We start from the raw sequence: 21995 nt of genomic DNA, 5'->3' as shown, positions 1-21995 counted from the left end.
GCAACTTGAAGTATGACGGGGATATTTGTTTGCCGAATTGCTGCCGTTCTTATGGATTATGGCGGGCTTTTGGTAGGAATCGACTTTACTTCTCCGGGCCCGAGTGCCCTTACGTTGGTATAGACACATGGCAAAAGGAACTGATGGTGCATCTGTCGCACCAAAGGAACGTATTAATATCAAATATGTTCCGGCCACTGGTGGTCAGCAGGCGGAAATAGAATTGCCGTTGACGCTGATGATCGTGGGAAATATGAAAGGGCGCACAGAGGAAACGCCGATCGAAGAACGTCAGACCGTATCGATCGATAAGAACAACTTTACCTCAGTGATGAAAGAAGCAAATCTGGAATTGAATTTCAGTGTGCCAAACCGCCTTGAAGAAGAAAGCCAGGACGACCTGCCAGTGAAACTGAGCATCGGCGGTCTGAATGATTTCTCCCCTGACCGCATTGCCCAACAGGTGCCTGAATTACGTAAGCTGCTTGATTTACGTGAAGCGCTGGTGGCGCTGAAAGGCCCCCTCGGAAATATTCCCTCATTCCGTAATCGTTTGCAGGATCTGTTGTCCAGCGAAGAAGCCAGAGAGCAGCTTTTGAAAGAGCTCGATCTGGTCAAACCCGCCGAATAATTGATGTTCATACACTAAATAATTCGAGTTGCNNGTAAGTGATTCGGGTGAGTGAACGCAGCCAACGCACATGCAGCTTGAAGTATGACGAGTATATTGACGAAATAGGGAAACGAATATGTCAATAGTTGAAGAACAGGTTCAGGTAGGAGCCGCCAGTGCTTCTGGATCGCTGCTTGATGACATCATGGCTCAAGCGCGTATCAGCCCGGTTGATGAAGGCTACAGCGTGGCTAAACAGGGTATTGCCGCGCTGGTCGCTAACATTCTTGATAGCGGTAATGCAGCAGAACCCGTGAACAAAGCGCTGGTCGATAGCATGATCGTCGAACTGGACAAAAAGCTCAGCAAGCAGATTGACGTTATTCTGCATGCGAAAGAATTACAGGAACTGGAATCTTCCTGGCGTTCGATGAAACTGCTGGTTGATCGCACCGATTTCCGTGAAAACATCAAATTACTGGTGTTGCATGCGACGAAAGAAGAGCTGTTGGAAGATTTCGAATTCGCTCCTGAAATCTCACAGTCTGGCTTCTATAAGCACGTGTATTCCAGCGGCTACGGCCAGTTTGGTGGTCAGCCTATCGGTGGCGTAATCGGTGACTATGCGCTGACGCAAAGTTCACCAGATATCAAGCTGATGCAGTATGTCAGCGCCGTGGGGGCGATGGCGCATGCGCCGTTCATCTCGTCCGTTGCACCGACCTTCTTTGGCGTGGATCGCTTCACCGATCTGCCTTCCATCAAAGATCTGAAATCCGTTTTCGAAGGCCCGGCCTACACGAAATGGCGTTTACTGCGTGAATCTGAAGATGCTCGTTATCTGGGGCTGACGGCACCGCGCTTCCTGGCTCGCCTGCCTTATGACCCAGTAGAGAACCCGATTAAGGGCTTCAACTACAAGGAAGATATCAGTACCAATCACGAACACTATCTGTGGGGCAACACCGCCTATCTGATGGGAACGGCGTTGACGGACAGCTTCGCGAAATACCGCTGGTGTCCGAACATCATTGGCCCGCAGAGCGGCGGTGCGATTACCGACCTTCCTGTGCATGTGTATGAAGCCATGGGCCAACTTCAGGCCAAGATCCCGACTGAAGTCCTGATCACCGATCGTCGCGAATATGAAATGGCCGAAGAAGGCTTTATCACGCTGACGATGCGTAAAGACAGCGACAACGCGGCCTTCTTCTCGGCTAACTCGGTGCAGAAGCCGAAGGTGTTCCCAAACACCAAAGAAGGTAAAGAAGCGGAAACCAACTACAAGCTGGGTACGCAACTGCCGTACATGTTCATCATCAACCGTCTGGCGCACTACATCAAAGTGCTACAGCGTGAACAGATTGGCTCATGGAAAGAGCGTCAGGATCTTGAGCGTGAGTTGAATACCTGGATTAAACAGTACATCGCCGATCAGGAAAACCCACCGGCAGATGTTCGTAGCCGTCGTCCTCTGCGTGCCGCACAAATCAAAGTGCTGGATGTAGAAGGAGAACCAGGTTGGTATCAGGTCACCATGTCTGTGCGCCCGCACTTCAAGTACATGGGGGCGAACTTTGAGCTGTCGCTGGTAGGACGTTTGGATAAGGAATAAGACTTATGCCGTCTCTTTCTGCCTGGGAAAGGGGAAACGCGGCAAGTCTGTTTGATCGTATCCGTGGGGAGGAGCGTCGCTCCTCCCCTGAAACGGAAGTTGAAGCACTGATCGAGTCCGTTAAGCGTCAATTGGACAATGTGCTCAACACCCGGCCCGGAAATTGCCGCAGCGCACCTGAGCTTGGCGTGATTGATTTTAATGACGCGACGCAGGGTGGGGCGGACATTCGAGGGAAAATCCGGGAGGCGATCCGACAGTGTATCTGTCGCTTTGAACCGCGAATTGTTCATGTGGATGTCGACACATCGGACTATTTATCGAATCCGATGGAGATGTCGTTTCAGGTTACCGCCCGGGTCAGATTGGAAGATCTGGAGCAGGTTGCCTCTTTCAATATCCATATGGATAGCCACCGCCACTACAGAATGATCTGATTATGTCACTGGAACATTTTTTCAGGGATGAGCTGACCTACTTGCGCCTGCAAGGGCGTGAATTCGCCAAGGCGCACCCTGAGCTTACCCGATTTTTGTCAGAACAAACCACGGATCCAGACGTCGAGCGTCTGCTGGAAGGGTTCGCCTTTTTGACAGGGAGCCTGCGGGCGAAGATCGAGGATGAATTTCCGGAACTGACACACGGTCTGCTGGGCATGCTGTGGCCTAATTACCTGCGCCCCGTACCGAGTATGACGATTATGCAGTTTTCGGTACTCCCCGGCGCGATTGCCCAGCCCGCGTTTGTTGAACGCGGCTGTGAGCTTGATAGTCTGCCGATTGATGATGTGGTGTGCCATTTTCAGACCTGCCACGACGCCTGGATTTATCCAGCGGATATCCGTGAGATCAAGGTACAGAGCGGCAACGATCTTTCCACCATCACGCTGGATATTGGGCTGCATGGCCCGCTATCGTTAAGCGATCTACAACTCGACAAGCTGCGCTTTTATCTGGGCGGTGATACCTATACGGCCTACGAACTCTATTTCTGGATTGCCAGCCAACTGTCGCACATTGAGCTGGAAGTCGATGGTCAGCGCTTCCGTCAGGAAGCCAGCGTGCTGAAGACGGTCGGCTTTGAGCGGGAAGATGCGCTATTGCCATACCCCGGCAATGTCTATTCCGGCTACCGTATCCTGCAGGAATACTTTTGTTTTCCTGAAAGTTTTCTCTTTTTCCAACTCGCGGACGCGGTATGGCCGGAGCTCCCGCTGACGGTAACGGAATTCCGTCTGCATTTTTGCTTTGACCGCCCGCTGCCGGCGGAGCTTAAGATCCGTCCTGATTCGTTCATGCTCAACTGCGTGCCGGCAATCAATCTCTTCCAGCATGATAGCGAGCCGATCAACCTCAGCGGACGCCAGACGGATTACCCGCTGAAAGCCAGCTACCGCAACGCCGATAGTTTTGAAATCTTCTCTGTGGATAAGGTTGAAGGCTGGGTTGAAGGGAATTCAGGCCGTGCTCGGGGAATTCCACGCACCTATCAGCCGTTTGAGAGCTTTCAGCACCAAATCGAACGTGCCAAAGGACGGCTCGCGCTCTATTACCGTATTCGGGTAAGAGAAGCGGTCAATGGCAACGGGTTTGATCACATGCTCTCTTTTGTGCGTGGTGATGAGCAGGAAGTGATTGATTTGGATGAATCCATCTCGGTAACGCTGACCTGTACCAACCGATCGCGTGCGGCGAAATTGCCTGTTGGGTCGATCTGCGTGCCAACCGGCAATTCGCCGTCTTTCGCGACGTTTCGTAATCTGGTACGGCCGACGCGACCGCTGCGGCCTGCCATGGATGGCAGCCTGCATTGGACGCTGATCTCCAACCTGTCTCTGAACTATGTGTCGCTGCTGCGGCGCGATGCGCTGGTGCAAATCCTGCGTACTTATGATTTCCCGGCGCTGCACGACAAGCAGGCGGAACAGGCCTCGCGTAAGCGTCTGGCAGGGATCGAATCTATCGAAACCACGCCTATCGATCGTCTGGTACAGGGGATGCCGGTTCGCGGCTTGAAATCCATCCTGTCAGTACGGCAATCCGCGTTTTCCAGTGAAGGAGAACTCTATCTGTTTAGTACGGTGCTGGCGCACTTCTTCTCGCTATACGCCAGCGTCAACGCTTTCCACCTGTTGGAAGTGGTCAACATCGATAACAAGGAGCGCTACCGATGGCCGGTACAGATAGGTCAACACTCAATGATGTGACGTTCCGTCAGGATGTCTCACGCTTTAATTTTTTCCAGTTGGTGGAGTTACTTAACCAGCTGGAAGGCGTGGATCTGGAACAAGAGCTGGATTTCCGCCCTGAACAGGAACGCCTGCGCTTTCGCTCTACGGCCTCCATCGGTTTTCACCCGAGCGATATTTTGCAGGTGGGACGTGATGAAGATGGCCGTCAGGAGCTGGAAGTCGCGTTTCTTGGCCTGCACGGCAGTCAGTCACCGATGCCCGGTTATTACCTCGAAGAGCTGGCCTGGGAATACGCGCAGGGCGAACAGAAGCTGGGCGTGTTTCTCGACTTCTTTCATCACCGCTTACTCACGCTGCTGCACCGCGCATGGCGCAAATACCGCTATCACGTCCGCTTTCAAAATGAGGGTGAGGATGGATTCTCCCGCCTGATGTTTGCGCTGGTGGGGTTAGGGAATGACGCCGTACGCGACAGCCTGCCGGTTAACCGCGCCAAGATGCTTTCCTACGCCGGGGTGCTTGCCAGCCCCAGCCGCTCCCCGGAAGTGGTCGCGGGTTTGGTTATTCACTGTTTTGACCTGGATGACGTGGCTGTCCTGGCCTGGCAGCACCGTCGCGTGCCCATTCACGAAGGGCAGCAGAACCGCCTGGGCAAAGGAAACATGATGTTGGGCGGTGATTTTGTTATCGGCGACAAAGTGAATGACTGCGCCGGCAAGTTTTTGCTCAAGGTCGGCAATCTCAGCTTTAGCCGCTTTCTCAGCTTCTTGCCCAACGGCGAGCATTTTCAGCCGCTGGTGCGTTTTGTCTCTTTCATTCTTCGCGATCAGTTGGCCTGGGATCTGCGTCTGGGTTTTGCCGAAGGCGAAGCCAAGGGCTTAAGTCTGGGCAGTGAGCAAAGCAGCCGGTTGGGATGGAGCAGCTTTCTCGGGCAGCCGCCCGCGGATCCCTATGTGACGATTTGTGTGCAGGAGTAAATGTGAACGTAACCCATCCACTCACGTTGGTTGTGCTCAACAGTGAGCAGCTCGATATCAATTCTCAGGTGCAGCACCAGTTCGATCACCGTGGTGGCACGCTGGGCGCGTCGGAAAAAGACCAGTGGCAACTGCGGGATCGGCTGGGCTCCGTCGTGCCGGAGCACGCCCGTATCGACATGACCGACGGCTATTTCAGCCTGTGCGATCTGAGCGGTCAGTCTTTTATTAACGGATCGCTGTCGCCGATTGGGCGCGATCGCAAAGTCATTTTGTCGCACGGCGATGAGCTAGTTATCGGGCCTTTCCGGTTGGGCGTTTATATCGGCGATCCCACCACGGAACAGGATATCGATCAGGTATTAGGGCAGGGCACGGTCGATGTGCTGGGTGACTGGTTAACGGAAGATAAAAAAAAGCGCTCAACGGATCTGGTCGATCCCACGGTGGTGCTGAATGACCCGCTGTGGGCACTACAGAAAGAGCAGAGCCAGCCACTCTTGCCATCAGACAGTGAGACGGCCGGCGCATCGCTCACGACCTCTCTTTCTTCTTTTTCTTCTGCTGAGGACACCATGGATCAGAAATTTGTGGAATTACCGACCATCAACACACCGTACGCGGGAGAAGGGCTGGAGGGCTACAGCGATGGCACCTCACTGGCACCGCTGATGCGCGGGCTGGGGCTGTCGCTTCAGCCGGGTGATGATGCACGACTGCGCGAAATGCTGGAAGAAATGGGGAAAAGCCTGCGCGCGATGGTGGAAGGCCTGCTGGCATTGCAGACGGAACAGGCGGCCATGGCGGACACGCATTTACGCCCGATTGAAGATAACCCGCTGCGTCTGGGACTAGGCTATGCGGATACGCTGTCGGTACTGTTTGCCGAAGGAAAAAGCCCGGTTCACCTGTCTGCGCCCGCTGCCGTGGAAGAGGTGTTGAACAATGTGCGGGTGCATCACATCGCGAACCAGCAAGCGATTGCCGTAGCGTTGGAAAATATTCTTCAGGCCTTCTCGCCAGCCGCGCTGCTCAGCCGCTTTGAGCACTATCGTCGCAGCGGCGAACCACTGGCGGCCGATGACGGCTGGGCGTGGCAGATGTATCAACACTACTACCGTGAATTAACGTCGCCGCGCCAGCAGGGCTTCCAGAAACTGTTCCATCAGGTGTATGCGCAAGCGTATGACCGTTCCGTGCGTCAACAGCAGGAGCAAAAATAATGCTGCGGGCTCTGTGCTTATGTTCCCTGATGTTCCTACTGTCGGGGTGTTCCACGCTGGGCAAGATGGCGCAGGTGGCGGCGAATCCCGACATTCAGGTAGGCAGTAATAATCATCAGCCTTCTACCGTGGGATTTAGCCTGCTGGCGGAACCGGACGTTAACCCGAATGACAGCGGTGAAGCCGCGCCTATCGAATTCCAACTGGTGCTGTTGGCGGAGGATTCGCGTCTGTTAGCCACCGATTACGACCAAATCACGACGGATATCGAAAAGGCATTAGCCAAGAATTACATCAATCATCAGGACTACACGTTGTTACCGGGGCAGTTCAAGTATCTGCCGCCCGAAGCGCTGGATGAAAAAGTGCACTACCTCGGCGTGGTGGCGCGCTATGCGGATTCGGAAAGCGCAGAGTGGCGCAAAGTCATCAAGCTAAAGAATACCGGGCAGACGTATCAGATCCTCGTGCACCTGCGCAGGGATGAAGTCGAAATCAAAAAAGACCAAGAAGAAGAATAACTATGTCGAGTCGCAATCGCATTATCTGGCGGGAAGGTCTGTTCATTAAACCGCAGCATTTTCAACAACAGCAAAGACACACCGATTACGCACTGCACGCGCGTCTCAGCGCCCTCAGTGACTATTTCTATGGCTTGCAGTCGCTGGCGATTAATGAGGAATACCTCAATTTTGGCCGCATCGCGCTGGTTAACGCCAGCGGGGTGATGCCTGACGGCACCGTGTTCAATATTCCGGGTGATGACGCTCTGCCGCTGCCGTTGGAGATTACCGACGTCGCGCTGGCAAACCAGAAAGTGTATCTGGCGTTGCCGCTGGCGGTGAATGGCGTTAGTGAAGTCGGCCAACCGGGACAGGGGATCGCCAGCCGCCTGCAATCGCATCGGCATGACGTGCGCGATCTGCACAGCGACGGCGGCGACATCGTTTCTCTGGAGGTCGGTAAAGTCAGCCTGCGCCTGATGCTCGATCGTGACGATCGCAGCGCCTATGCCTCGCTGGCGATTGCCAACATTCTGGATAAGCGCCCTGACGGCGGCTTGATTCTGGATCCTAACTTTATGCCGTGCAGCATCAGCGTCACCGCGATCCCCACCTTAAAACGTTTTTTGGGGGAATCCGCCGGTTTAGTGGCAGAACGCGCACGCAGTCTGGCGCAGCGCATTGCCGCCCCGGGGCAGCAGGGCGTCGCGGACGTGGCTGAATTTATGATGCTGCAATTGCTTAACCGCGCACAGCCCAAACTGTCGCATCTGGCGCGTCTTGGCACGTTGCACCCCGAACGCCTGCACGAAACGCTGGTTGAACTGTGCGGCGAGCTGATGACGTTTACCGATGAGTCGCGTCTGCCGCCAGAATTCCCCGCCTATCGTCACGAACACCAGCAGGCCAGCTTTGAGCCGCTGATGATGTCGTTGCGTCAGGCGCTGAGCACCGTGCTGTCGCCGCGCGCCGTCTCCATCCAACTGAAGAAACAGCCGTATGGCGTGATGGTGGCGATGGTTGGCGATGCGGAATTGATGGCCAGCGCCGAGTTTGTCCTGGCGGTGCGTGCGCGTATGCCGCAGGAGCATCTGCGTAAACAGCTGCTGCAACAAACGAAGATCGCCTCCAGCGAGAAGATCCGCGAACTGATCAGCCTGCAATTGCCGGGTATCCCGCTGCTGCCGCTGCCGGTTGCGCCGCGTCAGCTGCCTTATCACGCGGGCTACAGCTATTTCCAACTGGATAGACAAAGCCCCGCCTGGCAGGTGCTGGTATCTGGCAACACGCTGGCGTTCCACATTGCTGGCGAATTCCCGGAACTGGATATGCAGCTTTGGGCTATCCGTGGGCAGTAGTAAGGAGAGGAAAAGATGAGCATCGAAGTGATTAAAAACGATCAACTGGGCGATCTTCTTTTTGACCATGCCCGACAAATGGATATGGACTCTGACTACTGGTTCCGCCTGCGTGGACAAAGCATTAATCCGATGGTGGATGCGGTCACGCCGCTGCTGGGCATGGTAGAGCGGGTGCGCCAGCTCTCTGCCTATGAGGGCGTGGAAGATCTGTATCAGCGCGTGGTATCTGAAATTCAGGCTATCGAGCAGGAATTACACTCTCATGGCTACGAAAACGGCGTGATCTTGTCGTTCCGCTACATCCTCTGCACTTTCATTGATGAAGCCGTGATGGGACGGGAGTGGGGCGGCCAAAGCATGTGGTCGGCCCATTCTCTGCTGACCCGTTTTCACAATGAGACCTGGGGAGGCGAAAAGGTGTTTGTCCTGCTGGAGAAGCTGCTGGACGACCCTACCCGCTATCGCGACATTCTGGAGTTTATCTACCTCTGCCTCTGTCTGGGTTTTGAAGGGCGCTATCGGGTGATGACGCAGGGGCGTGAAGAACTGAACCGCGTCGTGAACAAGCTACATGACACCCTGCGTCCTGAACCCGCGAATTCGCCGACGGTCTTCCATCTGAATCTAGGGCAGCAAGCCTCGCGCTACCAACTGCGCAGACAGGTGTCATTACGCACGCTATTTGTCGGCGTGTGTGTGGTCTTGGTGGCCGCCTTCGGCCTGTACCGCTATCAGCTAACTCATCAAACCCAGGACGTACTGCGTCAGCTGGGAGAATTATTACAATAACAGGAGCTACACCGTGATTCGAATTGAACTGCCGACACTGGTTGAACGACTCAACCCCGTGTGCCGTCATATGCTGGAAGAAGCGGCGGCACTCTGTATTCAACATCAGGGTGCGGAAATCCGTATTGAACACCTGTTGCTGAAAATGCTGGAAACGCCACTGTGCGATGTACGCCAGATCCTCAAGCGTGCGGGCGTGGATGCGGATGAGCTGTCTTCGCTGCTGTTGCCTTCCTCCATGGATAAAGAGTTTGATGCGGGCTATCCCTCATTCTCCCCACTGCTGGTGGAGTGGTTACAGGATAGCTGGCTGCTGGCCTCAGCTGAATTCCAACATTCACGCCTGCGCAGCGGTATCTTGCTGCTGGTCCTGCTGCTGACGCCCAATCGCTATGTGGCAGGCGCGGTATCCCGCCCGCTGGCGCAGATTAACCGTGAGCTTTTACGCCAGCAGTTTGATGAGTGGGTGAAGGATTCGGTGGAAACGGAGGTCGCGGTGCAGTCCGCCACGGCCGAACAGGCTGCTGCGGCGAACACGCAGCTCTCTCGCTATACCCAAAACGTGACGGAATCCGCCCGGCAGGGGCAACTGGATCCGGTGCTGTGCCGCGACCATGAAATCGATCTGATGATCGACATTCTCTCCCGCCGTCGTAAAAACAACCCGATTGTGGTCGGGGAAGCGGGCGTCGGTAAAAGTGCGCTGATCGAAGGGCTGGCGCTGCGTATCGTGGCCGGTGCCGTGCCGGAAAGACTGCGGGATGTGGAGCTGCTCACGCTCGATCTGGGGGCGATGCAGGCCGGTGCCTCGGTGAAAGGCGAATTTGAGAAACGCTTCAAAGGCGTGATGCAGGAAGTGAAAGATTCACCGCGCCCTATCATTCTGTTTATCGATGAAGCGCATACGCTCATCGGGGCGGGCAATCAGGCGGGCGGGCTGGACGTTTCCAACCTGCTCAAGCCTGCACTGGCACGCGGTGAACTGCGCACCATCGCGGCCACGACCTGGAGCGAATACAAAAAATACGTCGAGAAGGACGCGGCGCTTTCCCGCCGTTTCCAGCTCGTCAAAGTCGGTGAACCGAATGCGGAAGAAGCCACGGTTATCCTGCGTGGGCTGCGCGGTATCTATGAAAAAGCGCACGGCGTTCTGATTGATGAAGATGCGCTTCAGGCGGCGGCACAGCTGTCGGCCCGCTATATCTCCGGTCGCCAACTGCCCGATAAGGCCATTGACGTGCTGGATACGGCCAGCGCGCGCGTGGCGATTAACCTGACGACGCCACCGCGTGCGGTCAGCCAGCTACAAACCCGCCTGCATCAGCAGGAGATGGAAATCACTCAGCTTGAGCGTCAGGCGCGTATTGGTCTGGGCAATACCGAAGAACGGCTAGCTGAACTGCGTGATGCCCGCGAAACCGGTGCGGTACAGCTGGCACAGCTGGAAGCCGACTGGCAGCAGCAAAAAACACAGGTTCAGCGCGTGATTGAACTGCGTACGGCGCTGCTGGATGAAGAGCAGTCTGTCGATTTTGATGCGGTGTCAGCCGCGGCGGAACTGGCGGCCTGCGAACAGGCGCTGGAAGCGCTGCAACAGTCCTCGGTACTGGTCTCTCCTCACGTTGATAAAACGCAGATTGCGGCCGTTATTGCCGAGTGGACGGGCGTGCCGCTGAACCGCATTTCACAGAGTGAAATGGATGTCGTCACCCGCCTGCCTGAATTCCTGGGGGATTTAATTAAAGGACAGCAGCTAGCGATTGCTCAATTGCATAAACACCTGCTGACGGCGCGTGCGGATCTTCGTCGTCCGGGGCGTCCGCTGGGGGCTTTCCTGCTGGTCGGGCCGAGCGGCGTGGGTAAAACGGAAACCGTGCTCCAGATTGCCGATCTGATGTTTGGTGGACGCAACTATCTGACCACCATCAATATGTCGGAATATCAGGAAAAACATACGGTTTCACGCCTGATCGGTTCACCACCGGGCTATGTCGGGTTTGGTGAAGGCGGTGTGTTAACCGAAGCCATCCGCCAGAAGCCGTATTCCGTGGTGCTGCTGGATGAAGTGGAGAAGGCGCACCCAGACGTCCTGAACCTGTTCTATCAGGCGTTTGATAAAGGTGAACTCGCCGATGGCGAAGGCCGGGTGATCGACTGCCGCAACGTGGTGTTCTTCCTGACGTCCAACCTCGGGTTCCAGACGATTGTGAACTACGCCGAGCAGTCAGATGTGTTGCTGGATGCGCTTTACCCTGAGCTGGCAGCGTTCTTCAAACCCGCACTTTTGGCGCGTATGGAAGTCATCCCTTATCTGCCGCTGGCGCATGACACCATGGTTGAGATCGTACAAGGCAAACTGTCGCGTCTGGTGTCTCTGCTGCAACAGCGCTTTGGAGCGGAAGTCATTATTGAGAACGAGGTGCCGGAAGAGATTCTGCGGTTGGCGAATCGCAGCGAAAACGGCGCGCGTATGCTCGAATCGGTGATTGATGGCGCCTTGCTGCCACCGGTTTCGCTACAGCTGCTGCAACGTATGTCTGCGGGTGAGCCTGTCGGCCGTATTCATTTCCGCGTCGAAGCCGGCCAGTTCCAGACTGAGGTTGAGGGCTGAGTATGCAACATGCCCTCGAACTGGCGCTTGCACTCACCCGACAGCATGACGAGGCTGGTCTGTGCGACTGGCTGCTGGAGACGATGCAGGCCGCCTGGCAGCCTCAAGGGATGCTACTGGGTATGGTGGATGTCAGCGGCAGGCAACTGACCTGCCAGGGGCGAGTGCATGAAACGCCGGTGGCGCTGAATCTGGGCGTGGATGACTTTAGCCACCCGCTGGCTTATGCGCTGCATAAGAATCAGGCGCGAACCTGGGATTCTCTCTATGGCGGTGCCCGCATTGAGCACCGTGAATTTCGGCAGATGCTGGTTTCTGTCGGGACGAACTGCGGGCTGCATGCGCTACCGCTGCTGTCGGAGAGCGGTAAACCGCTGGCGGTGCTGGCGCTGTTGGATACGCCGACGCGCCTGCAAACGCTGCATCAGCACGGCGAGTGCGAGAGGCTGGCGCAGGTGTTTTGCCGTCAGCTTATGCTGCTGCGTGAGCTGGCGCATACGCGGCGGGAGCAGGTCGCGCTGAGAGATTCACTTCGCCAGATTAAGGATGAAGGGCAAAGCCGTCGCGAGCAGGAAAAGCGGGTGGAAACGACGCTGGTGGGGCAGTCCACCGTGATTAAAGCGCTGCACCAACAGATTTATCAGGCAGCAAAACACCGTCTTGCGGTGCTGATTCAGGGTGAAACCGGGTCAGGAAAAGATGTGGTGGCGCGTCTGCTGCATCAATGTTCCGAGCGTGCCGACAAACCTTTTATTGCCATCAACTGCGCTGCAATCCCGGAAAACCTGATTGAAAGCGAGCTATTTGGCTATCAGAAAGGCGCGTTCTCCGGCGCACAAAGCAACAAGATTGGTCTGGTCGAGCAGGCTAACGGCGGAACCCTGTTTCTGGATGAAGTCGGCGATATGCCGCAGTCCATGCAGGCCAAGCTGTTAAGGGTGCTGGAAACGCATAGCTTCCGTCCCCTCGGTGCGGAGAAAGAGGTGCACTCCGATTTCCGCCTGATTGCTGCGACCCATCAGCCGCTGGAGCAGCAGGTGTCTGACGGCGTATTTCGGCAGGATCTCTATCATCGCCTTTGCCAGTGCCTGTTGCAGGTCGCCCCGCTACGCGAGCGGCCGGACGATATTCGTCTGCTGTGCGAGCACTTCATCGGTCAATTTGCAGATAAACAGCAAAAGCACGTTGGGCCATTGAACCGCGCTTTCCTGCGCCAACTGGTGGCGTATGACTTTCCCGGCAATGTGCGCGAACTGCGCAATCTGCTGGAAGTCGCCTGTGCGCATACGCCGGACGGTGAGGCGCTGTCGCTGGCATCGCTGCCGCCGGAACTGCGCGAGCGGCTGACCAGCAACACGGCTGAAGAACAGGATCGCTATCAGCACATCCACGATTTGCGTATTGCCACACAGCGCTATGAAGCGGCTGTCATTGAGGCACGTCTACGCCAGTTTCAGGGCAACCGCCTGCTGGTGGCGGATAGCCTCAATATCCCTAAACGCACTCTCGACCACAAATGCCAGAAGCTGGAGGTAAATTGATGTTTCTGACGATGGCACCCCTATTGTTGGCAACCGCTGCGACGCCCGATCCTGCCTGGCAGTCGTTATGGAAACAGTGCCGCAATGAGACGACTTCAGAACTCCGACTGGCCTGTTATGACGCGCTGGGACGGGAAGCGGAACGCAGCGGCATGCTGTCCCCGCAGCGTGATAACGCCGCGACGGGCGGAATGTTTCAACTGGGACGTGAAGCCGACAGCGGCGATATGACGCTCACGCGCGTGCTGGCTGATGGCAATACGCTGGTGATCAGCTGCGCCAGCAATATTACGCACTTGCGTTTAACGCTTAGCGAACCCTGGGCAGGTGAGTCCGTCACATCCCAGCTAGATGGCGTGACGGTGTCCGACAGCTGGTTTATCCGCAATCGCGGTCTGCTGTTGGAGTCGGGACGCGGCCTGCCCGCGATTGATGCGTTAAAGCGCTGGATTGGGCATCGCGAACTGGTGCTTAACGGTGCAGACGGTCACGCGCTGCGTATCGAACTCGCCGGGCTGGGCGACGCATTAGCGCCACTGCGTCAGCAGTGTCACTGGTAAAGGAGGCGTTCATGCATGCACATCCCTGGTGTAAACGCCTGCAAACCTCGTTGCCGGATGAGATGTTGCGCGCGGCGGTATTGCCGGACGATCCGCTCTGGGAAAAGGTTGAGACGGAACTGGTCAAGCTGGGGTCGCTGGCGCATAACCAGGTCGATCTTAACGTGGTGGCGGGTTACTGCCTGACCTTGCTGGAAAGCAAAACCAAAGACATGCGGGTACTGGTGCAGCTATTGCGCTGCTTGCAGCACCCTGCCAAAGCGACACCGTTTTCTACGGCCCTGATGCTGCTGGACAGCTGGCTGGAAAGTTACTGGGGGCCCGCGTGGCCTGCCAGTCCGGTTCAGAAACAGAAGCTGATGATCCAGATTGTTCGGCGTTTTGAGAGCGCGCTGCCCCGTATTGCAGAAAGTGCATCCAGCGCAGAGCTGGAGCAATTACAGCAGTTAACGGAGCAGGTGGCGACCCGTTGGGGCGAACTGGCCAGCGACAAAGCGGCGCTGATGGATGAACTGGTGCAAGGCGTTAAGCGCGCCAGACAGCGACAGCAGGCGCAGGAACAGGCGAATCAGACGGCAAAACCGACTCCGGCAGCCAGCAGTAGTGGAGGCGCGGGCGGGAGTGAAACCAGCGCCAGCGCGGCCTCGACGCCCGTCAGTTCGGTGGAAATTAATTCATCCGATGAACGCGGCTGGCGGCAAACGCAGCTGAACGTCGCAGCGCTGCTGGTTGAACGTCATCCCGATTCACCGATGGGCTACCGTCTGCGCCGCCACGCTATCTGGTCTGGCATTGCCACACCGCCGATGTCGTCCAAAGGGAATAAAACCCAACTGGCACCCGTCTCGTCAGATCGCGTGGATGAATACCAAAGTGCGCTGGCTCAGGCCGATTTGGCGCTGTGGGAACGCATAGAACAAAGTCTGGTGCTGGCACCTTACTGGTTTGATGGCCACATGCTGTCCGCTTCGGTGGCGTCACGGCTGGGGCATACCGCCGTCGCGACGGCGATTGCCGAGGAGCTTTCGACGTTTATTCAGCGCTTGCCGGAGCTGCGTGAACTGGCGTTCAGCGATGGCGCCCCCTTTTTGACTGGGAAGTGTAGCCAGTGGTTGCAGTCCAGCCAGCCCGTTCGCGGCGGCGGGGCGCGACAGGACGATCTGGCAACGGAGGCAGCGGCCTGCCGGGACGAGAAAGGGATTGGGGCGGCGATGCAGTTACTGGATGAACGTATGCGCCGTCTGAAAGAACCACGCGACCGCTTTTATGCCGAGTTGGTGCTGGCGGATTTACTCGCCGAAGAAGGGATGAAATCACTGGCAGCACAGCACTATCAGCACATGTGGCAGGAAAGCCAACAATTGGGCCTGATGCAATGGGAACCGGGACTGGTCAGCCGCGTGGAGCGGTTGGCGGCATCCCGCAAAAAATAAGACATTCGGAGTGAATGGTCACTTATGTTTAAAACAATCATAACCTTTCTACGCAAGCAGTTACCTAAACTGAAACCCTCCTGGTTACTTTTGGGCGTGCTGCTGTGGGTCGTCGTGTTGATTCTGGCCTGGTGGCTGGGGCCGCGTTTGACGGTGGGCGAGTCGCGTCCGTTGCAGGGAATCTGGAGCCGCGTGGTGTTCACGCTGGTTTGGCTGTGGCTGGCGTTTTCCTACAGCGCCTGGCTGGTCTGGCGTCGCGTACAGCAGATGCGGGCGGAGCGTCATGAACAGCAGGTGATTGAACAGGATCCCTTGCAGGTGTTTGTCGACAGCCAGCAGACGTTTCTCGATCGCTGGCTGGAGGCGTTCCAGACCCAGTTGGGTAAACGCGCGCTGTACGCGATGCCTTGGTATCTGACGATTGGTCTGGCTGGCAGCGGGAAAAGTAGCCTGATCCATCGCGCTAATCCGGCAAACAAAATGAATCCGAAGCTGGATGCGGAGCTGAGAGACGTGGCGGCAGGCCAGCAGGTGAGTAGCTGGGTCGGCGAATCCGCGGTGATTTGGGACCCAAGCGGACAGCTACTTGCCCAGCCTGAGCTGGAAGGGGATTCGCTCGGACAGCGTCATGCTCGACTGTGGCAGCACCTGTTGCAGTGGCTCAGTGAAAACCGCCGCCGCCAGCCGCTCAACGGTCTGGTGCTCACGCTGGATATTTCCTGGCTGGCACAGGCTGGCGTCGCCGATCGCAAAGCTTACGCGCAGGTGATGCGCGCCCGCTTGCAGGAGATTTCCGTCAACATCAATACACGCTTACCGGTGTATATCGCGTTGACCCGGCTGGATATGCTGAGTGGCTTCGATAAGGTCTATCGTCAGTTGAACCGCGAGGCGCGTCAGGCCGTATTAGGGGTGACGTTTACGCCGCAGGCGAGCAACAGCAAAGGCTGGTTAGAAGAGCTGGAGCGCTTCTGGGACGAGTGGGTCACGCATCTGAATGACAACCTGCCGGACATGCTGCTGACGCAATCCGACAGAAGCGTGCGCAATTCGCTGTTCTCGTTCGTTCGCCAACTGGCTGGGGTGAAAGACTACGTGATGGACGTGCTGACGGAAACGTTAGCGACGGGCGAGGATCGCGCGTTCCTGATCCGCGGCGTCTACGTCAGTTCTGTCTACCAACAAGGGGTGCCGTTCGATGCCTTTGCGCAATCGGCTTCCCGCCGCTATCAACTGCCAGAGCCGATTAACCCTGCGCTGCGCGGTGAATCCAATACGTTCTTTGTGCAGCGTCTCTTCCCTGACGTCATTTTCCCAGAGGCCAGTCTGGCGGGGGAAAACCGGCTGCATAGCCTCTATCGCCGACGTCGGCTGAGTATCGGCGTGGGCTGCATGCTGCTCGCCAGTCTGGCGCTGATTGGCAGCTGGCACCATTTCTATCGGGTCAATGAAGAGGCGGGACGTAACGTCCTGACGAAAGCGCAGGCGTTCATTGGCACCAATGAGCTGGAAGGCCAGCAGGGTTACGGCTATCAGCAGTTGCCGCGTCTGAATTTGATTCGCGATGCGACCTTATCCTTTGGTAATTACCATGAGCGCACGCCGCTGCTGGCCGATCTTGGCCTGTATCAGGGCGACAAGATTGGGCCTCATGTTGAAGGCACCTATCTGCAAATGCTGAATCAGCGCTTTCTCCCGGCGGTGATGCAAGGGCTGCTGGAAGATCTGAATCAGGCACCGGCCAATAGCGAGCAAAAGCTGACCATTCTGCGCGTGATGCGGATGCTGGATGATGCGTCAGGGCGCAATAAAGCGCTGGTCGAACAGTTTATGGCGCAGCGCTGGCAGAAGGCATTTCCCGGACAGGGCAATGTGCAGGAACAGCTGATGCAGCATCTGGATTACGCCCTTGAGCACACCGACTGGCACAAGGCGCGTGAGCAGAAAGACGCGGTAGCGATCAGCACGTTCGCGCCATTTAATGGACCGATTACGCTGGCCCAGCAGGAACTGAGCAAGCTGCCGATGTATCAGCGCGTTTACCAGAGTCTGGTGATGAAGGCGACGCAGGTGCTGCCGCCGGATTTAGCGATTCGTGACGAAGTCGGGCCGACCTTTGACCCGGTGTTTTCTCTGCGTAATGACAAAGCGGGAAGCGTGCCTCGGCTGCTGACGTATCCCGGCTTTAGCGATTATTACCTCAAGCAGGACAAAGCCCTGTTAGAGCTGACGGCGCTGGACGCCTGGGTGCTGGGACAGCGCGAGCGTGCGCAGTTCAGCGAGGCCGATCGACGGGAAATTCTGCGTCAGGTGAATGACCGCTACATTACGGATTACATCAACCAGTGGCAGAAAGTGCTGGCGAACATTGATGTGCAGACGCTCGATACGCCGGAGCAGGCGCTCGACATTCTCACGGATATTACTGGCAACGATCAGCCTTTCCAGCGCGTGCTGACTACGGTGAGTGACAACACCCGTATCCGTAAGCTATCCGATGATGATAACGACACGGCGCAGAGTATTAACACGCGTACTGGTCGTCCGTTTATGACCATCAATGCGGCGCTGAGTGGACGCGGTGAGCAGGGGCCGCTGGTGCAAGAGGTCAATCAGAAGCTGACGGATCTCTATCACTATCTCGATCAGATCGTTAACGCGACCGATCCGGGACAGGCGGCGTTGAAAGCGGTGCAGGCGCGGCAGGGGAATAAATTTGCCGATCCGGTATTCGCCTTACAGCAATACGCCCGCAGCCTTCCCGCGCCGCTGGATCGCTGGGTAGGACAATTAGCCGGAGAGAGCGCGAGTCTGGTAACCGGGCTGGCGATGTCATCGCTGAATCAGGAATGGCTGGATAAGGTCGTGACGCCATTCAATGAGAAGCTGGCGGATCGTTACCCCTTCGATCCGTCATCGAACAAGGATGTGCCGCTATCGGAAATGGAAATGTTCTTCATGACTGGCGGGACACTGGATAGCTTCTATCAAACCAACCTCAAGGCGATGATGGAGAGCGGCATGCTGGAAGAAGGCATGGCATCCCCTCTGCAGGCAGAGCTAGTGAAACAGCTTGAACGCGCTACCCGCATCCGCCAGACCCTGTTTAATGCACAGGGCAGCCTGGAAGTGCATTTCGTCCTGGAACCGCTGGAACTGACGGCGAACAAGCGCCGCAGCGTGCTGAATCTGGACGGACAGCTGCTGGAATACAGCCACGGACGTCGCCAGAAAACGCCGCTGGTGTGGCCAAACAGTATGCGCGACGGGGCTGAGAGCAAGCTGACGCTGGTGCCGGACGATCGTGAGCGTTCGCCGCGTAGCCTGAGCTTTAGCGGGCCGTGGGCGATGTTCCGCTTAATCAATAGCGATCAACTGACTCAGGTGAATGAGAACACCTTTGACGTGCGCTTCTCGCTGGAAAACGGCGCGATGACCTATCGCGTGTATACCGATGCCAGCCATAACCCGTTTGCCGGTGGTCTGTTCAGCCAGTTCACGCTGCCTGACTCGCTTTATTAATTTAACTCTCGGGAGCCTGTTGCTCAGGCTCCCTATTGCTGGATGATGTGATATGCAAGATGCACAACAGGCCCTGAAAGTTGGCCGCGATCCACGGATGCTGCCGGAGTTTGACGCACTTCGGGCGGAAATTAACAAGTTGAGTCACGCGTCTCGCCCTGATGTGGATTGGATGCTGGTGCACGATATGGCCACCACCATCTTTGAAAAGCAGGGCGTGGATCTCCAGACCGCGATCTACTTTACGCTGGCACGTTCACGGCTGGCGGGATTGACGGGTTTCACGGAAAGCTGTGAATTTCTGGCGAATTTGATCGTGACGCAGTGGGATAACTTCTGGCCGCCGGTACATCAGGAACGGGCGCGTATCGAGATGCTGGACTGGTTTATTGCTCGCATCAGCGAAGTGGTGCGGCAGTACGCCATCAGCCATGAACACAAGCGGCTGGTTTACCGTTGCGAACGCGCGCTGCAATTGATGAGTGAAAAGCTGCACAACTCGGGGCTGAGCCGCATTCCTCGTGTCGAGAATCTGCTGCATTTCGTCGAAGGCTATACCCATTTGTTTGATGAAACCGAGATTGTCATTGTGTCGGACGATCAGGAACTGAAAAAGCAGGATATGCAGATTCCACCCATGGTGTTCTTTCATTCAGACATGGAGCCGGGTGCGACGGTGCAAAGCAGTGGTTCATCAGGCTCGGGTCAGGCTGCTCTGCCTGCGGGCAGTATTCTCATTGGACGGGAGAAAGGGCAAATGAAACCGACGGTATTGAAGATTGAGGCGCATAAAAAGCAGAAGCCCGCGTGGTTTTGGTTTGTCTCCGGGCTGCTGACCTGTGCGCTGCCTGTCGCGGCCATTACAGGCTGGCAGTATTGGCAGGAACAGAAAGCTGATGCGCTGGCGCTATTGCAACAGCCGGCGTATGCGTTGCCTGCCGCCCCCGATCATAATGACATTCGCCGGGTGCGTATTGCGCTGGGCGAGCAGAAATTGCAAGGCATGGAAGGTGAGCTGATTAACCGCTATCAGGCACAGCTGGAGCAGGTAAAAAATGCGTCGCCGTTCTATCTGTATGAATACGGCAACGGCTTGAAAAACGTGATGCAGCAGCTCTATCCCGACTCGCTGGCGGTGAAAGAGATGGAACGCCAGTGGCAGATTGCGCTTGAGCGTCAGCAGGGCGATGAACCAAAAACACGCGGGTACGAACAGGCCCGTGCCAGAGTCAACGACACGTTACAGCAACTGCTGGAACTGGAGCGGCAGCGCCGGACTGTGACGATTTCCTACCTGAAATCAAAGCTCTACGATATGCAAAAAGACCTGATATCGGACGTTCCCTTTGGGATACGGCTGCGGGAGCTTGAGGCGCGTAAAACCAGGAGCCAGTCGCTGACGCCAGCGGAGCTACGCGCGATGGAAGACGAACTGCGCGCCTTCAACGTTCGCTTGTACCGTTTGCAGCAGGGTAATTCTGCCAGCTGATTATCGCGAAGGGAAAAACGCTGAGCACATGATGAAATACAAAAAATTAGTGATAGTCCTGTCGGCCTGTTGGCTGGCGTCATGTCAGGCGCCGGTCACGTCGCTGTCTGAAACGGAACTCGCAGCGTTGGCGAACCGGGGAAACGGTGAGGCGCAATATCAGCTGGCAAAAACGCTAGCCGCGCGATCGCAGTACACCGAGGCGATGCAGTGGATGCAGAAGGCATCTGGCCTGTCTGAACTTCCCGCTAATGCGGAAATGCGTGCGGCCGCCGCACTTCAGGTTGGCGACTGGTATCAGGCCGGGCTGGGGGCGCCCAAGAACAGCCCGTCAGCCCGCCAGTGGTGGACAACGTCCTCACGTCTGGGAAATGGCGAAGCGGGGCATCGGCTCGGTATGGACTGTCAGGTTCAGCATCAGGGAAAGCTGGTGGCGGCCTGCCTGAACGCATTTGAATCCTCTGCGGCAAATGGTTATCCCCCCGCGCAACTGATTGTTGCCCAGTGGCACGCGACGCATGCGGGGGGCGAAAAAGAGGCCGTGTCGTGGCTGCTGAAAGCCGCTGAACTCGGCAATCGGGATGCGCAGTATCAGTTGGCGCAGCGCTACGAGCAGGGTAACGGTGTGGTTATCCGGCGCGATCTGGCTGAGCGCTGGTATTTCCGTGCGGCGACGCTGGGTCAGGCACAGGCGCAGCTTTGGATGGCGCGGCACGAAGACGGCGAAAATGCGCTGAACTGGTATCAAAAGTCCGCGTCATCAGGTGATGCCGAAGCACAGCTTTGGCTGGGCAAGGCATACCGCGAAGGTAAGCGCTTACCTTGGGATGAGCAAAAAGCGCGTTATTGGCTGGAGCGTGCTGCGTCTGGCGGATCGGGCGAGGCCGATTATTTGCTTAGCCAGAGCCAGACAACCCATGAAAAGCGTGAACAGTATCTGGTTCAGGCTTCTTCCGCAGGCTATATCCAGGCACAGCGCGAACTGGGTGAGCGGTTATTTAAAGCGAACGAATTCGCACGTGCGCGTGAAGAATATGCCAAGGCGGCATCAGCAGGAGACACGGAATCCCGTTTGGCCTATGGCGAGATGCTACGGCTCGGACAAGGCGGTAAAGAGGATTATGTCGAGGCGATGAAGCAGTACCGTCTGGCGGCGAATGACGGTAACCGCATGGCGCAGTACCGTATGGGGATGATGCGTCAGGATGGGCTGGGTGCCTCCCGCAATCGTATTCATGCTTACGCCTGGTACGCGATGGCAGCGACGGAGGGAATGAGCGAAGCCATTCATGCGCGTAACGATCTGGAAGCGACGATGCAGCCGGATGAAATCAAAGCCGGACAGCGGTTGGCGATGCACTGGTCATCGGGGAAAACAGAGTAATCCGTGGTGGTTGTTCGTTAGTGCTCACTTGCGGATAAGCAACCGCTGAGAGTAAATCGTTAAAGCAGAGCCGACAGCGCGTTGCGATCCGACTGGAGCGGTGTCGCATAAATAAGTCGTGGCAATAAACAGACGGGTGTTGCGTGATAGCAACACCCGTTTTTTGTTTTTATGACTCTTTTC

The 21995-nt window shown here is 56.5% G+C and carries 16 protein-coding genes; all 16 read left to right on the top strand.

The genetic code is table 11. The annotated features are described in order from the left end of the window. Nucleotides 1-127 precede the first annotated feature (127 nt). The 16 genes from tssB to H0248_RS20615 all read left to right on the top strand — a co-directional run bounded on the left by tssB (nucleotide 128) and on the right by H0248_RS20615 (nucleotide 21812). Nucleotides 128-631: a type VI secretion system contractile sheath small subunit gene (tssB, locus tag H0248_RS20690; protein ID WP_010282535.1), complete on the top strand. Its 504-nt coding sequence runs from the start codon at nucleotides 128-130 to the stop codon at nucleotides 629-631. A gap of 118 nt (nucleotides 632-749) precedes the next feature. Beyond that, nucleotides 750-2228: a type VI secretion system contractile sheath large subunit gene (tssC, locus tag H0248_RS20685; protein ID WP_180787313.1), complete on the top strand. Its 1479-nt coding sequence runs from the start codon at nucleotides 750-752 to the stop codon at nucleotides 2226-2228. Between the two features lie 5 nt (nucleotides 2229-2233). Beyond that, nucleotides 2234-2665 carry a type VI secretion system baseplate subunit TssE gene (gene tssE, locus H0248_RS20680; protein ID WP_005972060.1) on the top strand — a complete coding sequence of 144 codons (432 nt, stop codon included), beginning with the start codon at nucleotides 2234-2236 and terminating at the stop codon, nucleotides 2663-2665. Between the two features lie 2 nt (nucleotides 2666-2667). Next, on the top strand, nucleotides 2668-4434 hold the full coding sequence (gene tssF, locus H0248_RS20675; RefSeq protein WP_039467471.1) for a type VI secretion system baseplate subunit TssF: 1767 nt from the start codon (nucleotides 2668-2670) through the stop codon (nucleotides 4432-4434). Beyond that, nucleotides 4398-5396 (top strand): type VI secretion system baseplate subunit TssG, encoded by a 999-nt coding sequence (tssG, locus tag H0248_RS20670; RefSeq protein WP_014916355.1) that lies wholly within the window; start codon nucleotides 4398-4400, stop codon nucleotides 5394-5396. The genes tssF and tssG overlap by 37 nt, the downstream gene beginning before the upstream one ends. 2 nt (nucleotides 5397-5398) lie before the next feature. Beyond that, nucleotides 5399-6619, top strand: coding sequence for a type VI secretion system-associated FHA domain protein TagH (tagH, locus tag H0248_RS20665; protein WP_180787312.1), 1221 nt, complete (start codon nucleotides 5399-5401; stop codon nucleotides 6617-6619). Beyond that, on the top strand, nucleotides 6619-7140 hold the full coding sequence (tssJ, locus tag H0248_RS20660; protein WP_110164110.1) for a type VI secretion system lipoprotein TssJ: 522 nt from the start codon (nucleotides 6619-6621) through the stop codon (nucleotides 7138-7140). Before tagH ends, tssJ begins: the two co-directional genes overlap by 1 nt. A 2-nt stretch (nucleotides 7141-7142) precedes the next feature. Further along, nucleotides 7143-8480 (top strand): type VI secretion system baseplate subunit TssK, encoded by a 1338-nt coding sequence (gene tssK, locus H0248_RS20655; RefSeq protein ID WP_014916353.1) that lies wholly within the window; start codon nucleotides 7143-7145, stop codon nucleotides 8478-8480. A gap of 15 nt (nucleotides 8481-8495) precedes the next feature. Next, the gene (gene icmH / locus H0248_RS20650; protein ID WP_110164111.1) at nucleotides 8496-9272 is read left to right on the top strand and encodes a type IVB secretion system protein IcmH/DotU; all 777 of its coding nucleotides are present in this window, start codon (nucleotides 8496-8498) and stop codon (nucleotides 9270-9272) included. Between the two features lie 13 nt (nucleotides 9273-9285). Next, nucleotides 9286-11883, top strand: coding sequence for a type VI secretion system ATPase TssH (gene tssH / locus H0248_RS20645; RefSeq protein ID WP_180787311.1), 2598 nt, complete (start codon nucleotides 9286-9288; stop codon nucleotides 11881-11883). 2 nt (nucleotides 11884-11885) lie between these two features. Further along, on the top strand, nucleotides 11886-13424 hold the full coding sequence (locus H0248_RS20640) for a sigma-54 interaction domain-containing protein (RefSeq protein ID WP_180787310.1): 1539 nt from the start codon (nucleotides 11886-11888) through the stop codon (nucleotides 13422-13424). Further along, nucleotides 13424-13984, top strand: a complete 561-nt coding sequence (vasI, locus tag H0248_RS20635) for a type VI secretion system-associated protein VasI (RefSeq protein WP_180787309.1) — start codon at nucleotides 13424-13426, stop codon at nucleotides 13982-13984. The genes H0248_RS20640 and vasI overlap by 1 nt, the downstream gene beginning before the upstream one ends. 11 nt (nucleotides 13985-13995) lie before the next feature. Further along, entirely contained in the window at nucleotides 13996-15417 is a 1422-nt protein-coding gene (gene tssA, locus H0248_RS20630) for a type VI secretion system protein TssA (protein ID WP_180787308.1), read from the top strand. A gap of 24 nt (nucleotides 15418-15441) precedes the next feature. Next, a complete protein-coding gene (gene tssM / locus H0248_RS20625; protein WP_180787307.1) occupies nucleotides 15442-18939 on the top strand; it encodes a type VI secretion system membrane subunit TssM in 3498 nt (1165 codons plus the stop codon). Nucleotides 18940-18991: 52 nt separating this feature from the next. Next, a complete protein-coding gene (locus H0248_RS20620) occupies nucleotides 18992-20428 on the top strand; it encodes a VasL domain-containing protein (protein WP_039523242.1) in 1437 nt (478 codons plus the stop codon). 28 nt (nucleotides 20429-20456) lie between these two features. Then, complete coding sequence (locus H0248_RS20615; protein WP_180787306.1) at nucleotides 20457-21812, top strand: tetratricopeptide repeat protein; 1356 nt, start codon at nucleotides 20457-20459, stop codon at nucleotides 21810-21812. Nucleotides 21813-21995 lie beyond the last annotated feature (183 nt).

It is taken from the genome of Pectobacterium brasiliense, assembly GCF_013449685.1.
GTDB classification, from domain to species: Bacteria; Pseudomonadota; Gammaproteobacteria; order Enterobacterales; family Enterobacteriaceae; genus Pectobacterium; species Pectobacterium brasiliense_A.
Note: the sequence above shows the minus strand (reverse complement) of the source record. Positions and strands in the feature narration are given on the sequence as shown.

What these genes read in the sequence shown, in the direction of transcription:
- tssE (WP_005972060.1), top strand. Translation starts at nt 2,234, where the DNA reads ATGCCGTCTCTTTCTGCCTGGGAAAGGGGAAACGCGGCAAGTCTGTTT.
- tssC (WP_180787313.1), top strand. Translation starts at nt 750, where the DNA reads ATGTCAATAGTTGAAGAACAGGTTCAGGTAGGAGCCGCCAGTGCTTCT.
- tssK (WP_014916353.1), top strand. Translation starts at nt 7,143, where the DNA reads ATGTCGAGTCGCAATCGCATTATCTGGCGGGAAGGTCTGTTCATTAAA.
- vasI (WP_180787309.1), top strand. Translation starts at nt 13,424, where the DNA reads ATGTTTCTGACGATGGCACCCCTATTGTTGGCAACCGCTGCGACGCCC.
- tssB (WP_010282535.1), top strand. Translation starts at nt 128, where the DNA reads ATGGCAAAAGGAACTGATGGTGCATCTGTCGCACCAAAGGAACGTATT.
- tssM (WP_180787307.1), top strand. Translation starts at nt 15,442, where the DNA reads ATGTTTAAAACAATCATAACCTTTCTACGCAAGCAGTTACCTAAACTG.
- tssG (WP_014916355.1), top strand. Translation starts at nt 4,398, where the DNA reads ATGGCCGGTACAGATAGGTCAACACTCAATGATGTGACGTTCCGTCAG.
- H0248_RS20615 (WP_180787306.1), top strand. Translation starts at nt 20,457, where the DNA reads ATGATGAAATACAAAAAATTAGTGATAGTCCTGTCGGCCTGTTGGCTG.
- tssJ (WP_110164110.1), top strand. Translation starts at nt 6,619, where the DNA reads ATGCTGCGGGCTCTGTGCTTATGTTCCCTGATGTTCCTACTGTCGGGG.
- H0248_RS20640 (WP_180787310.1), top strand. Translation starts at nt 11,886, where the DNA reads ATGCAACATGCCCTCGAACTGGCGCTTGCACTCACCCGACAGCATGAC.
- icmH (WP_110164111.1), top strand. Translation starts at nt 8,496, where the DNA reads ATGAGCATCGAAGTGATTAAAAACGATCAACTGGGCGATCTTCTTTTT.
- H0248_RS20620 (WP_039523242.1), top strand. Translation starts at nt 18,992, where the DNA reads ATGCAAGATGCACAACAGGCCCTGAAAGTTGGCCGCGATCCACGGATG.
- tssF (WP_039467471.1), top strand. Translation starts at nt 2,668, where the DNA reads ATGTCACTGGAACATTTTTTCAGGGATGAGCTGACCTACTTGCGCCTG.
- tssA (WP_180787308.1), top strand. Translation starts at nt 13,996, where the DNA reads ATGCATGCACATCCCTGGTGTAAACGCCTGCAAACCTCGTTGCCGGAT.